Consider the following 14,411-nt stretch of genomic DNA (forward strand, 5'->3'; position numbering starts at 1 on the left):
AATGGATAAGCGCTGAAAGCATCTAAGCGCGAAGCCGACTTTGAGATAAGATTTCCCACCGTAAGGGTAAGACCCCAGGAAGACTACCTGGTTGATAGGTTCAAGGTGTAAGTTCAGTAATGGATTTAGCTTATGAATACTAATAGGTCGAGGACTTGACCATTAATATGCTGTTTAGTTTTTAGTGTGTTAACACTAATTAAAGATTATGTGGTTACTATAGCAAAGAGGATACACCTGTTCCCATTCCGAACACAGAAGTTAAGCTCTTTAGCGCCGATGGTACTTGGTGGGAAGCTGCCTGGGAGAGTAGGACGTAGCCGCGTAGTCTTTTTTTGTATGTACAAATATACTCATAAAAATTTCGACCTAGACATATTATTTAAGGTGAAAATAAATATGAACTAGGGGGATTAAACTTATGAGGGGATTTGTACTAGAGTGTGAGAAGGGGATGCTAACAGATATAATAACTTTGGCAGAAAATAATGAAGTATGCATAGAGAAAATAGAGCAAAATACAAGTGAAAATGACGATATAAGTATAACTCTATATATAGACAGAAATTGTAATATATTTAATATCGATAATTTTATAAAGGATGTAAGTAAAATAAGAAGAGTAAATTCTATAAATATGATATAATCTATTAAAAACTATGTGCATGCATAGTTTTTTTAATTACAAAGATATTATAATTTATCCGTTCTTTGGATAAGTTATAATATCTAACTGATACACTTTAGCAACAAATCTGTTTCTCAAGGTTGTTGACGACATGAGCGTAGCGAATTTTTTATTTTAAGAAAAAACTTATATTATGATAAATTATTAATAAATATTGGAAAATACATCCTTTTTTGATATTATATATTTAAATAAATATAGGAGGATATATGTGGATACTTTAAAAAGAAGAAAAGAACTTGAAGATATATTAATGAATAGTGATTACCCCATTAAAGGGTCACATTTAGCTTCTAGGCTTAGTGTAAGTAGGCAGGTTATAGTTCAGGATATTGCAATATTGAGGGCCAAAGGATTAAGTATATTTGCTACTCCTCAAGGATACATAATGTATAAGGATAATAAGAAATTAATAAAAATGATAAGTTGTAAAAATCATGAAAATATTGAAGAAATAGATGACGAATTAAGAATAATAATAGATATGGGTGGAAAAGTAGTAGATATAACAGTAGGACATCCTATATACGGCGAGATAAAGGGTATGCTTAATATTTCTTCTAGAAGAGATATTGAAGAGTTTCTATATAAGCTAAAACAAACTAAATCATCAGGATTATCTTCTTTAACTAATGGAGTCCATATACATACAATTGAAGTTAAAGATGAGGATACTTTTAATGAAATAATTAAAGTTTTAAAAGAAAAGAACATATTATTGACATAGCAATACCAAATATATATTTTTTTGACAATAGGTGACAAGACAATAGTATATACATGGGAGGAAAAAATGAAAAATTATTTTGTAAAAACATTAAATGGAATGGCTTTAGGATTATTTTCGTCTTTAGTAATTGGACTTATACTACAACAAATAGGAACTTTATTTGATATACCACTATTATCTCAATTTGGCCAAGTAGCAAAAGTAATGATATCACCAGCTATAGGTGCAGGTGTAGCGTATTCCTTAGGATGCCCACCTCTTGTTATATTTTCTTCGATTATAACAGCTACTATAGGAGGAGGGAGTATAGATATAACTGAAGCAGGAACTATGATAAAAGTAGGGGAACCTGTAGGAGCTTATGTTGCATCTTTAATAAGTGCAGAATTAGGAAGAAGAATAGCAGGCAAAACTAAGGTAGATATAATAATAATTCCAGCTGTAGTTATATTAGTGGGAGGACTAGTAGGAATATTTATATCTCCTATGGTTTCATATCTAATGTCTGCTATAGGAGCCTTTATAAATAAAGCAACACAACTAAGACCAATACCTATGGGGATTATAATATCAGCTATTATGGGCTTGGTATTAACTTCCCCAATAAGTTCTGCAGCATTAGCCATAGGACTAGGATTAGATGGATTGGCAGCTGGAGCGGCACTTATAGGATGTTCTTGTCATATGATAGGATTTGCAGTTGCATCATATAGAGAAAATAAAGTAGGAGGACTTATATCCCAAGGACTAGGAACAGCAAAAATTCAATTTCCTAATGTAGTAAAAAATCCGCTAATATTAATTCCTCCTACACTAGCTAGTATTATATTGGGGCCATTAGGTACAACAATATTTCAAATGAAAACAAATAGTACTGGAGCAGGAATGGGAACAAGTGGATTAGTTGGGCCAATTCAAACATTATCTGTTATGGGTCAAAGTGGAATGATTTCTATAGTAATACTATTATATATTTTACCAGCTATACTAAGCTTAATAATATCGGAATATATGAGAAAAAAAGGTCATATAAGATATGGAGACATGAAATTGGAAAATTAAGTTACATGTAGAAATTATAATAAAAAAGTAATATAATTAATAAAAGGAACTTATGTTAATCATAGGTTCCTTAGTTTTTTGATTATGTATAATTTATTATAAAAATAAGTTTATTAAATAGATAAGAAGGAGGAATATAAATGATATCTGCTAATATTAATATATCTGGAATAAGAATGACAGAGCGAATGTGGATGAATTTTAAGGATAATGTTGTAACATATGGTCCCAATATTATATATGCAATCTTTGTATTTATGATAGGACTATATGTCTGCAGGTGGATAAAAAGCTTAACTAAAAAGTTTTTAATGAAGCTAAGTGCAGATAGAGCTATAACAAATTTTATAGTATACGCTATATATACCCTATGTGTAATTTCATTAATAATAACTTGCTTAGGAATAGCAGGTATACCAACTATATCATTTGTAGCGGTCCTGAGTGCTGCAGGATTTGCAATAGGTTTAGCATTTAAAGAAACTTTATCAAATGTAGCATCAGGAATAATAATTTTATTCTTTAAACCTTTTAGAGTAGGGGATTATATATTTGGTTCAGGAGTAGAAGGTACTGTTTCAGATATACACATATTTAGTACAATACTTAATACACCTGATAATAAAACTATAGTAGTGCCTAATTTTAATTTGACTAGCGATAATGTAATAAATTATACACATCAAGAACGAAGAAGAATAGATTTAGCATTTGATGTAGCATATAACACAGACATAAGAAAAGTAAAAAATATATTAGAAAAAATATTTAAATCAGAGCCGAAGATATTAGATGACCCAAAACCAATAATAGGACTTAATACATTAGGCGATAATGCTATGCAAGTAGTTGCAAAACCTTGGGTAAAAACTGAAGATTATTGGGATGTATATTATGAAATAATGGAAAAAATTAAGAAACAATTTGATGAAAATGGGGTAGAAATACCATTTCAACATAGGGTTATATATTATAAAAATGCAGAAGAAATGAAATCTAACAATGATGAAATATAAATAATAATAAAAAATATAAAAATTACACTTGAAAAATGTTTTCTTAATCAGTATAATAATTAACAAACAAGGAATTAATAATTATAAAGCTATGAAGGAAAATAGTAGGAGATATGTTTGTCTTCAGAGAGTGAGTGGTTGGTGCGAACTCACGTCAATGATTTTCGAATCCATTCCTGAGCTGCTAGTCGGAACTAATAGTAAGATTAGCCGTAAATCTACGTTACAGATACGAGGTGAATCATAATATTTATGATTAACTAGGGTGGCAACGCGGAAGAGTAAGCTTTCGTCCCTTATATAGGGACGAGGGCTTTTTTTATACAAAAATATACATAAGATAAACAATAGGAGGAGTAGAAATGTTAGATATAAGAAGAATAAGAGAAAACTTAGATGAAATAAAAAATGCTATGGCTAGAAGAGGCGAAAAAGAATTTGATCTAGATGTAGTAGTTGAGTTAGATAATAAAAGAAGAGACTTACTTCAAGAAGTTGAAGTAATGAAAAGTGAATCTAATACTGAATCTAAAAAAATACCTATGATGATTAAAGAAGGTAAAGATGTAAGTGAAGCTAAGGCTAGGTTAAAAGAATTATCAGATAAAATAAAAGAGTTAGATGAACAAGTTAGAAAAGTTGAAAATGAAATGGAATATAATTTATTAAGAATACCAAATGTTCCACATCCAGATGTTCCACAAGGAACTACAGATGATGACAACGTAGAAGTAAGAACATGGAATGAACCAACTAAGTTTGACTTTGAAGCTAAAGCTCACTGGGATGTTGGAACTAACCTAGGAATACTAGATTTTGAAACAGCAGGTAAAATAACAGGATCAAGATTTACTTTATATAGAGGTTTAGGTGCTAGACTAGAAAGATCTTTAATGAACTTCTTCTTAGACACTCATACATCTAAGCATGGATACACTGAAGTATTACCACCATTTATGGCAAATAGAAATAGTTTTATAGGAACAGGTCAACTTCCTAAGTTTGAAGAAGATATGTTTAAATTAGAAGGTTTAGAATACTTCTTAGTTCCAACAGCAGAAGTTCCAGTAACGAATATACATGCAGATGAGATAATGGATGGAGATAAGTTACCTATGTATTATTGTGCATATACTCCATGCTTTAGAGCAGAAGCAGGATCAGCAGGTAGAGATACAAGAGGCCTTGTAAGACAACATCAATTTAATAAAGTAGAATTAGTTAAGTTTGTAAAGCCAGAGGATTCATACAAAGAATTAGAAACATTAACTAATGATGCAGAAACTGTATTACAAATGCTAGGAATACCATACAGAGTAGTTAGAATATGTACAGGTGATTTAGGATTTACAGCTGCATTTAAGTATGATATAGAAGTATGGATGCCAAGCTACAATAGATATGTTGAGATATCTTCTTGTTCAAACTTTGAAGATTTCCAAGCTAGAAGAGCTGGTATAAGATTTAAAAGAGATAAAAAATCTAAAGCTGAATACGTTCATACATTAAACGGATCTGGGGTTGCAATAGGAAGAACGGTAGCTGCTATATTAGAAAATTATCAACAAGCAGATGGATCTGTCATAGTTCCTGAAGTATTAAGACCTTATATGGGTGGAGTTGAAGTTATAAATAAATAAAATATATAAATATAAATAGTATTAAAAGAGCTTTCTATTTAAAGCTCTTTTAATATTTTAGGAAAAAATGTACTTTTTTGTATAAACATTCTACGTTAATTCAGTTGAATTATTTATCTAGATATGATAATATAATACTTGTCATAAGTTATAGGAGGAGAAATGGAACACTCTTATTATATGAATGAAGCATTAAAAGAAGCTAGTAAAGCTTATGATAAAAATGAAACACCAATAGGGGCTATTATAGTTAAAGATAATGTAATAATATCTAGAGCTCATAATTTAAGAGAAACCCTAAAAGATCCAACTGCACATGCTGAAATTTTAGCAATAAAAGAAGCTGCTAATATATTAGGTGGTTGGAGATTAGTAAATTGCACAATATATATAACAATGGAACCTTGTATTATGTGTACAGGTGCGATAATAGAATCAAGAATAAAAAGAGTAATAATAGGAACAAAACATATCAAAAACAAAAACAGTGAAAATAACCTAAATCAAAAAATCGATTATTTTAATAATAATAATATAGAAATAACCTTAGGAATATTAGAAGAACAATGTTCTAATATATTAAAAAAGTTTTTTAAAGATTTAAGGCGAAAATAATATGGAGAGATGGTCGAGTTGGTCGAAGGCGCTCGCCTGGAAAGTGAGTATACGGTGAAGAGTCGTATCATGGGTTCGAATCCCATTCTCTCCGCCATAAACAAGGTTGTAATTTTGCTGTGCTAGACGGGGAGGTAGCGGTGCCCTGTAACCTGCAATCCGCTATAGCAGGGTTGAATTCCATCTAGAGGTCTAACTGTTGTAGGGCCGCCCTAGGTAAGTGGTGTTGACACTTAGGTCCCACGCAATGAGAGCTCACAAACCCCGCCAGGTCCGGAAGGAAGCAACGGTAAGTGATCACTCTCATGTGCCGTGGGAGTGCCTAAGTCGAGCTAACTGCCTAGGTAACGCCTATGACATTAGATCGAAGGATGGTGCACAGCATTTAATATAAAAAAACAAAATCCCTTTATAGGGATTTTTTTTATATATTATTTAGTTTAGTATATAATATATAAAGTGTTATTCAAAAAACTAAGGAGAGATAAAAAGATGCATAAGGCATTATATAGATCATATAGACCTCAAACATTTGAAGATGTAGTTGGTCAAGAACATATAATAAAAACACTTAAAAACCAAATACAGACAAATACAATAGGACATGCATATTTATTTTGTGGTACTAGAGGAACTGGAAAAACGTCTACAGCAAAGATATTTGCAAGAACAGTTAATTGTCCTAATAGTATAAACGAAGAACCTTGCAATAATTGTGACATATGTAAGGAAATATTAGCTGATAATACAATGGATGTAATAGAAATAGATGCTGCATCTAACAATAGTGTTGATGATATTAGAGAAATACGTGAGAACGTAAAATATACTCCTACAAAATCTAAATATAAAGTATACATAATAGATGAAGTACATATGCTTTCACAAGGCGCATTTAATGCACTTTTAAAAACACTAGAAGAACCGCCATCATATGTGATATTTATACTTGCTACTACAGAACCCCATAAAATACCAGCAACTATATTATCAAGATGTCAAAGATTTGACTTCAAGAGGGTAACAGTAAGTGATATGATAAATAGAATGAAGGTTATATGCAGTGACATAGGTATAGAGGCTGATGATAAGGCATTAAACCTTATAGCTAGAAGTTCACAGGGAGCTCTGAGGGATGCCTTAAGTATACTTGACCAGTGCATATCCTTCAGTGATAACAGCATACAATACAAGGATGTTGTGGAGCTACTTGGAACAGTTAATATAGATTATTTATTTAAAATAGCTAACTATATAGTTAATGAAGATACAAAATCATGTTTGGAAATGCTAAATGAACTTGTTATATGGGGAAAAGATATAAAGAATTTTATAAGTGATTTAATAGATCACTTTAGAAACTTAATGGTATGTAAGGTATCTAAGGATTTAGATGAAATAATATCTTTACCAGAGGAAACTTTAGAACAACTAAAGGATCAATCTAATCCAATTGATATAAAGGATATAATAAGGATACTTAATGTACTTTCGGAAGCTCAAGATAATATAAGATATTCATCCAATCCTAGGGTTTTAGTAGAAGTATGTATAATGAAGCTATGTCAACCTATGTATGACGATAGTAATGAAGGATTGATAAAAAGAATATCCAAACTTGAACAAATAATATCTAGTGGAATTAAATTAACTCCAAATTCTAAAGCTGAAGATAATATTGAAATAAAAATAGAAGGCTCTACTGAGTATTCTGTCGATTATGAAGAAATAAAAAGTGAGGATGTAAAACAATTAGAAAAAATATGGCCTAACATATTAGAACAAATTAAAAAAGATAAACAAATGCCTATTCAAGCATTATTAAGAGAAGCTAAAGACTTTAATATAAATGGCAACACATTATATATAATATTTGATGATAAATTCTCATTTGCTAAGAATAAGTTAAGTTCATATGATACATTGACATATATCGAGAATGTTATAAGCAACATATCTCATAGAAAGTTTAAAATAAAGATAATATTAAATTCGCAAGCAAGTGATATAAATTTTGAAGAAAATGAAAAAGAAGAAGACAAAGATAAAGGGTTAGATATATTAGAAAATATATTTCCTAAAGATTTAATAGATATTAAGGAATCTTTAGAGGAAAAGTAAAATAAATAAATAATATAATATTATGATATAATATTTAAATAATATATAATAGGAGGTTTTACATATGGCTAAAAAAGGATTTCCAGGAATGATGCCTGGAGGAAATATGAATAATTTATTAAAACAAGCTCAAAAGATGCAAGAAGAAATGCAAAAAGCACAAAAAGAATTAGAATCTAAGGAATTAGAAGCATCTGTTGGTGGTGGAGCTGTTACTGTAAAGGTAAATGGTAAAAAAGAACTTATTGATATTACAATAAAACCAGAAGTAGTAGATCCAGATGACATAGAAATGCTTCAGGATTTGGTTCTAAGTGCTGTTAACGAAGCTTTAAGATCTATTGATGAGATGACAAGTTCTCAGATGAGCAAGTTAACAGGGGGTATGAACATGCCTGGATTGTTTTAGGTGATGTTCATGCAAGGTTTTTCTGGCCCAATTTCTAGACTTATAGAAGAATTTTCTAAACTTCCTGGTGTAGGAAGAAAAACAGCTCAAAGATTAGCATTTCATGTAATAAATATGAATACTAATGATGTAGAGGCTTTATCAAAAGCTATAGTAGATGCTAAGAGAGAAATAAAGTATTGTTCTAATTGTCATAATATAACCGACAAAGATCCTTGTAGTATTTGTTCTAATAAGAGCAGAGACGAAGATACTATATGTGTAGTAGAAGATCCTAGAGATGTTGCTTCTATGGAGCGAGTTAGGGAATTTAAAGGTCAGTATCATGTACTACATGGAGTTATATCTCCTATGGACGGAGTCGGTCCTGATATGATAAAGGTTAGAGAACTTATACAAAGATTAGGCAATCAAGAAGTCAAAGAAATAATAATAGCTACAAACCCGACAATTGAGGGTGAGGCAACAGCTATGTATATATCTAGATTGATAAAGCCTATGGGTATAAAAGTAACTAGAATAGCACATGGACTCCCTGTAGGAGGAGACATAGAATATGCAGATGAAGTTACTATAGCTAAGGCATTAGAAAACAGAAGAGAAATATAAAGTCGAAGTTTATACTTCGACTTTTTTATATTTAAGGAAATTTTAATTTTCATCATATAAACTTGAGCAGCGGACCTGTTCCTTAAGGTCGTTGGTGACATGAGTAAAGCGAATTTTTTATTGTAAAAAAATACTTTAATATTTTTTAAAACACTTATTGAAGTATGAAGAATTGTATTGTATAATTTGTGGTATATTTAATCTTATACTTAAAATCTAAAACTAGGGGTGTAACAATGAAAGCTGGTATGAACTTTGAAGAGCATAAAGCTATAAAGGAAAAAAGAATCAAAAAGTTAAAATCAAAGGACAAAGAAAAGTATATTGATGAGGATACCGATATAGAAATTATAAATAAGAAGAAGCCAAAAGCTAAAGTTACTAAGGTGAAAAGCAGCGAATTTAGAAACAATCATAAGAATTTTCAATATGATTATGAAGAAGACTTATATGAACCTAATTATTAATATTAATATAGATAAAAAACCAGCCTAGGGCTGGTTTTTTAATTAAAAAATAAATTTTTATTTAGTTAATTCATCTAGGACTAAATCTGCTATCTTTTCTGCAGAATTATATTTTTTCATACATTCTATGTTTTCTTTAAGTCTACTTAATCGATGAGGGTCATCTATAAGTGTTTTTATAAGCACAGGTATAGTATATTTTTTTGTAGGCTTTAAGGCAGCTCCACAATTTAATAAGAAGTCGAGGTTTTCCTCTTCTTGACCAGGAATACAATAAGGTATTATCATTGGAATACCTTTTAATAAGGCTTCTGTGGTAGTAAGTCCACCTGGTTTAGTTATTAATATATCTACAGATGCTAAAATATCATTCATTTTGTCTGTAAATCCTAAAGAGCATACATTTTTATTATGAGTATATGATAATAAACTTTTATCAATTTTTTCTTTAAGAGCTTCATTTCTACCAGATATAACTACTATTTGAAAATCTCTATCTATATCTAAAAGTTCTATCAACGTTTCTTTTATATTACCAGCTCCAAAGCTACCACCCATAAGTAATATAGTAAACTTATCTTTATCAAGATTTAATTCGCTAAGAACAGTATGTCTATCTCTGTTAGTTAAAAATGATTTTTCAACAGGTATACCATAGGTATGGACTTTATTTTCGTCAACAAACTCTTCTATAAGAAGTTGCTTAACAAATTCATCTCCAACTACATAATGGTCTATTTCTTGTTGTATCCAGGTAGAATGGGTTGTATAGTCAGTTAATACAGATATCATAGGTGGTACTTCTATTTCATATGATAATTTAAGATTTTTCTTTATAGTACTTGCTATCTTATTTTCTGATGGTGAATTATCTTTTTTTATACTACATAGGGCTATCATAGGAAAAGGATGAGTACCTATAAGTATATCAGGTTTTTTAGATTCTATTAGTTTGCCTAACTTTCTAGCCATTAAGCCAGCTAAAGGATTATTCTTAAACTCATGCTTAGATATTATATCTGATTCAGATATTCTATAAGCTTTCCCATACACCTTAGGTGTATATAATGCTGATTTTTCATATCCTTGAGATATTATTTTATCCATCATATTATGTACGAACTTTAAACTATCTATTATTTCGCATTCTATTTCCTTACCATCTATTATTTTCTTATTTATTTCTTCCTTTATGGCTCTTGCAGCTCTATTATGTCCACCACCAGTTGAAGCAGAAAGAATTAATACCTTTTTGCTCATATTTAAAACCTCCTACAAATATATATATTATGAAAAATATATTATAATTAAATTCTACTATAATTTATGTTAAAGTGGAAATAATTAAAATTAGATATTAATTATTATATTATTAATTAATATTAACTTATATAATAAAATATATTAAAAAGTTTAATATCAAAACTTAAAGGGTATTAATATTATGAATAAGGGAGGTAATGTAAATGAAAAAAGTAGAAATATATACTAGTAATTCATGTGGATACTGCAGTATGGCAAAGGATTATTTCAAAGAAAACAATATAGAATATTCAGAGTATAATGTATCGGAAAATCCTCAATACAGAAAAGATTTAATGAAAAAGGGGTATATGTCTGTTCCGGTTATAATTATTGGAGGAGAAGAAGTAATAGGATTTGATAAAGGTAGGATAGAAAGCTTATTAGAATCATAATTTAAAGCCACAATTTAATGTGGCTTTTTTATTTTTAAATAGATAAATATAATTAATTTTTTATATTTAAAAATTAATTCATATAAATTATACTATATATTAAGAAAAGTTAAAAAATTCAAAAATTATTTGGGGGGCCAAAACATGATAGAGAAAAATAGTGAAGATTTCAAAAAGGTATTAAGTTATAGGTGGTTAGTATGGGGGATTTTATGTTTATGCTATATTGTAGTTTTTTTTCAAAGATTATCTGTAGGAGTAGTAAAATCAGATTTAGTAGAAGTATTTAATTTATCTGCAGTTGATTTTGGAAATCTTATATCAGCTTATTTTTATGCTTATTTGATAATGCAAATACCTACTGGAATATTAGCAGATTCATTAGGTCCTAGAATAACAGTTACTATAGGAATTTTATTAGGAGGAGTAGGATCTATACTATTTGGATTATCCCCTAACATACAAGTTGCATTTATCGCGAGATTATTAGTTGGGGCAGGAGTAGCGGTTATATATGTGTGTATACTTAAAGTAATATCTAATTGGTTTTATGTTAATGAATTTGCTACCATGGTAGGAATAACATCATTTGTTGGAAATTTAGGAGCTATAATAGCACAAGCACCATTAGTATTTTTAGTATCTATATTAAATTGGAGAAATACCTTTATATTAATAGGATTAATATCCATAATACTAGGAGTCATAACTTATATAATAACTAGGAATAGTCCTGAAGATAAGGGATGGACTTCATTAAATAAGAAAAATACAACAGAAAAAATAAATATAAAGGATTCATTTATTAAGGTATGTAAAAATAAATATACATGGCCTCCATTCATATTGTTTGCTGGAATGTATGGAGCTTTTGTTGGACTTACAGGTGGATGGGGTATGAGTTATTTAAAGGATGTATATAAAATGACCGATATACAAAGTTCTAACTATATAACAATAGCACTAATTGGGGTAGCAATAGGAAGTATAATTATGGGAAAGATATCTGATAAATTAGGAAAAAGGAAGCTCCCTATAGTAATATTTAATTTAATATCTCTTATTTGTTGGTTTGTACTAGTATTTGGGAATATAGATAAAAATTTACTTCTAGTAATAATGTTTATAATAGGATTTAGCACATCATCATTTGTACTATCTTGGCCCTGTGGAAAAGAAGTTAATGATTCAAAGGTAGCTGGTATTTCTACATCTATTGTAAACATGGGAGGATTTCTAGGATCATCTATACTACCTCCTTTTATGGGTAAAATCATAGATTTATACTCTAATACCCTAAGCATTCAACAAACATATCAAAAAGCCTTTGTAGTTGCTATAGTATTCGTATCTATATCTTTAATAGCATCATTGGCTATAAAGGAAACAAATTGTAAAAACATTGCATAAATATAAAAATGCTCCTATACGTTATTTAGTATAGGAGCATTTTTATATTATATATTATGCCTTATTTAGAAGGAGCTAAGTTAAATTCTTTTTCAACCTCAGCCATTTCTTCAGGAGAAAGTTTCTCCATTGTTATTCCCGTAGCTCCATAGAATAAAGAAACTAAAGGATTTATTAAGTTAAGGAATGCATATGGTAAATAAGCTAGTGGAGCAACACCTAGTGTAGCAAACATATATGCACCACATGTATTCCATGGTATTAATGGTGATGTTAATGTACCACTATCTTCTAAACATCTAGATAAGTTTTTAGGATGAAGTCCACGTTTTCTAAATTCATCTTTATACATTCTTCCTGGTATAACTATAGATAAATATTGTTCTCCTGTAACTATGTTTGTAAATGTACAAGAGAATAAAGTAGCAGCAACTAAACCAAATGTGCCTTTAGCGAATTTTAATATACTAGCTGCTATAGCTTCTAACATACCAGTTTTCTCTAGTATACCGCCAAGAGTTAATGCACATAATATAAGAGAAACTGTCCACATCATACTATCTAATCCACCACGGCTTAATAAGTCATCAACAGCAGCTATTCCAGTTTCAGAAACATATCCATAGTGAGCAGCGTTTATTATATCTCCTAAAGAAGTACCTTGGAAAACTCCAGCAAATATTGCACCTAATAGCGCACCTGCTATAAGACCAGGTACAGCTGGAACCTTTAGAACAACCATAGTTATAACAGCTACAGGAGCTATAAATAAAATAGGAGTAAGAGTATTGAATCCACCCATTAATGTAGTTCTTATTAACTCTATTTGGGCAGTATCAAGAGCTTGACCTGCATATTTCATACCCATTACAGCATATATAATTAGCGATATTATTAAAGCTGGACCTGTAGTAAATATCATATGTCTTACGTGATCAAACAATGTGGCACCAGCCATTGCAGGAGCTAAGTTAGTTGTATCTGATAATGGAGACATTTTATCTCCGAAATAAGCACCTGATATTATAGCACCAGCAACAACAGGAGCAGGTATCCCAAGACCTTGGCCTATACCAATTAAAGCTATACCAACAGTACCAGCCGTGGTCCAAGAAGAACCTGTTGCTAAAGAAACTATACAACATATAATAGTTGTAGCAACTAAGAATATTCCTGGTGATAGTATATTAAGTCCCCAGTAAATCATAGCTGGAACTATACCACTAACTATCCAAGTTCCTATTAATGCACCTACTATCATAAGTATAAGAATTGCTTGCATTGCCATATTAATTGTTTTAAGTATTCCCTCTTCAAGTTCTCCCCATGTAAATCCTAATCTTGTTGTAGCAACTAAAGCAGCTACTATTGCACCAAGAATTAGTGGAATGTGTGGAGAAGCTTCATACTTAAAAATAGCTACAGCTAAAAACGCTATTAATGAAATAATAGGGATTAGAGCTTCTAACAGGTTTGCCTTTCTTTGAATCTTTGGATTACTACCCATAAATAATACCCCCTAGATTTTAGATTTATATTTATAATAAATTTATGCTAGAGCCAGAAATTTATTATAAATATATGTGTTACACTTTTTTATACTTATTTAATTATACAACAATACAGAGATGAATTGAACAATTATTTTGAAAAAATAGAAAATAACAAAAACAAAAAACTTAATAATTAGGAGAATAAAATAAGATAATATGAGAAAGGATATACTTTATAAAATTAAGTTGCAAAAAATCAAAATAAAAATTAAAAAATATATTGACTCAAAATCATATGCATGATATATTATTACTTGTCCTTAAGAAAAGGGCGAAGAAAAAATGAACTTTGAAAATTAAACAGTAGGTCAATTAACACACCATTTATTTATAAAGTAATGCCAAGTTTATCATGAGAGTTTGATCCTGGCTCAGGATGAACGCTGGCGGCGTG

General features: G+C 30.1%; 14 protein-coding genes, 1 tRNA gene, 2 rRNA genes, 1 other RNA gene and 1 other annotated feature. Of the genes, 16 read left to right on the forward strand and 2 right to left on the reverse strand.

Annotated features, from left to right (window positions below):
• The 14 genes from BS62_RS14590 to BS62_RS14655 all read left to right on the forward strand — a co-directional run.
• Window positions 1-163 (forward strand): 23S ribosomal RNA (locus BS62_RS14590); the annotation flags it as partial.
• 46 nt (window positions 164-209) lie between these two features.
• Window positions 210-326 (forward strand): 5S ribosomal RNA (rrf, locus tag BS62_RS14595).
• Window positions 327-421: 95 nt separating this feature from the next.
• Complete coding sequence (locus BS62_RS14600) at window positions 422-646, forward strand: hypothetical protein (protein WP_496492003.1); 225 nt, start codon at window positions 422-424, stop codon at window positions 644-646.
• Between the two features lie 253 nt (window positions 647-899).
• Window positions 900-1,415: a transcription repressor NadR gene (locus tag BS62_RS14605; RefSeq protein WP_496492004.1), complete on the forward strand. Its 516-nt coding sequence runs from the start codon at window positions 900-902 to the stop codon at window positions 1,413-1,415.
• A 66-nt stretch (window positions 1,416-1,481) separates the two neighbouring features.
• A complete protein-coding gene (locus BS62_RS14610) occupies window positions 1,482-2,480 on the forward strand; it encodes a PTS sugar transporter subunit IIC (protein WP_496492005.1) in 999 nt (332 codons plus the stop codon).
• 140 nt (window positions 2,481-2,620) lie between these two features.
• Window positions 2,621-3,496, forward strand: coding sequence for a mechanosensitive ion channel family protein (locus BS62_RS14615; protein WP_496492006.1), 876 nt, complete (start codon window positions 2,621-2,623; stop codon window positions 3,494-3,496).
• Window positions 3,497-3,578: 82 nt separating this feature from the next.
• Window positions 3,579-3,796 (forward strand) — a binding site (T-box leader).
• 62 nt (window positions 3,797-3,858) lie between these two features.
• The gene (gene serS, locus BS62_RS14620) at window positions 3,859-5,136 is read left to right on the forward strand and encodes a serine--tRNA ligase (protein ID WP_496492007.1); all 1,278 of its coding nucleotides are present in this window, start codon (window positions 3,859-3,861) and stop codon (window positions 5,134-5,136) included.
• Window positions 5,137-5,298: 162 nt separating this feature from the next.
• Window positions 5,299-5,751: a nucleoside deaminase gene (locus tag BS62_RS14625; RefSeq protein ID WP_496492008.1), complete on the forward strand. Its 453-nt coding sequence runs from the start codon at window positions 5,299-5,301 to the stop codon at window positions 5,749-5,751.
• 3 nt (window positions 5,752-5,754) lie between these two features.
• A tRNA-Ser gene (locus BS62_RS14630) sits at window positions 5,755-5,848 on the forward strand.
• Between the two features lie 20 nt (window positions 5,849-5,868).
• Window positions 5,869-6,133, forward strand: an RNA gene (gene ffs / locus BS62_RS14635) — signal recognition particle sRNA large type.
• Window positions 6,134-6,243: 110 nt separating this feature from the next.
• The gene (gene dnaX / locus BS62_RS14640; RefSeq protein ID WP_496492009.1) at window positions 6,244-7,872 is read left to right on the forward strand and encodes a DNA polymerase III subunit gamma/tau; all 1,629 of its coding nucleotides are present in this window, start codon (window positions 6,244-6,246) and stop codon (window positions 7,870-7,872) included.
• 64 nt (window positions 7,873-7,936) lie between these two features.
• Window positions 7,937-8,281 carry a YbaB/EbfC family nucleoid-associated protein gene (locus tag BS62_RS14645; protein ID WP_496492010.1) on the forward strand — a complete coding sequence of 115 codons (345 nt, stop codon included), beginning with the start codon at window positions 7,937-7,939 and terminating at the stop codon, window positions 8,279-8,281.
• Between the two features lie 9 nt (window positions 8,282-8,290).
• Window positions 8,291-8,890, forward strand: coding sequence for a recombination mediator RecR (gene recR, locus BS62_RS14650; protein ID WP_496492016.1), 600 nt, complete (start codon window positions 8,291-8,293; stop codon window positions 8,888-8,890).
• A gap of 236 nt (window positions 8,891-9,126) precedes the next feature.
• Window positions 9,127-9,357 carry a hypothetical protein gene (locus BS62_RS14655; protein ID WP_496492011.1) on the forward strand — a complete coding sequence of 77 codons (231 nt, stop codon included), beginning with the start codon at window positions 9,127-9,129 and terminating at the stop codon, window positions 9,355-9,357.
• Between the two features lie 57 nt (window positions 9,358-9,414).
• Here the strand turns inward: BS62_RS14655 and BS62_RS14660 are convergent, their stop codons facing one another.
• Window positions 9,415-10,617 (reverse strand): MGDG synthase family glycosyltransferase, encoded by a 1,203-nt coding sequence (locus BS62_RS14660; RefSeq protein ID WP_496492012.1) that lies wholly within the window; start codon window positions 10,615-10,617, stop codon window positions 9,415-9,417.
• 206 nt (window positions 10,618-10,823) lie between these two features.
• Here BS62_RS14660 and BS62_RS14665 point away from each other — a divergent pair, with 206 nt between their 5' ends.
• A complete protein-coding gene (locus tag BS62_RS14665; protein ID WP_496492013.1) occupies window positions 10,824-11,054 on the forward strand; it encodes a glutaredoxin family protein in 231 nt (76 codons plus the stop codon).
• A 144-nt stretch (window positions 11,055-11,198) separates the two neighbouring features.
• A complete protein-coding gene (locus tag BS62_RS14670) occupies window positions 11,199-12,464 on the forward strand; it encodes an MFS transporter (RefSeq protein WP_496492014.1) in 1,266 nt (421 codons plus the stop codon).
• Window positions 12,465-12,525: 61 nt separating this feature from the next.
• Here the strand turns inward: BS62_RS14670 and nhaC are convergent, their stop codons facing one another.
• Entirely contained in the window at window positions 12,526-13,971 is a 1,446-nt protein-coding gene (nhaC, locus tag BS62_RS14675) for a Na+/H+ antiporter NhaC (protein ID WP_496492015.1), read from the reverse strand.
• Between the last annotated feature and the right edge of the window lie 440 nt (window positions 13,972-14,411).

The organism is Sporacetigenium mesophilum DSM 16796 (genome assembly GCF_059569055.1).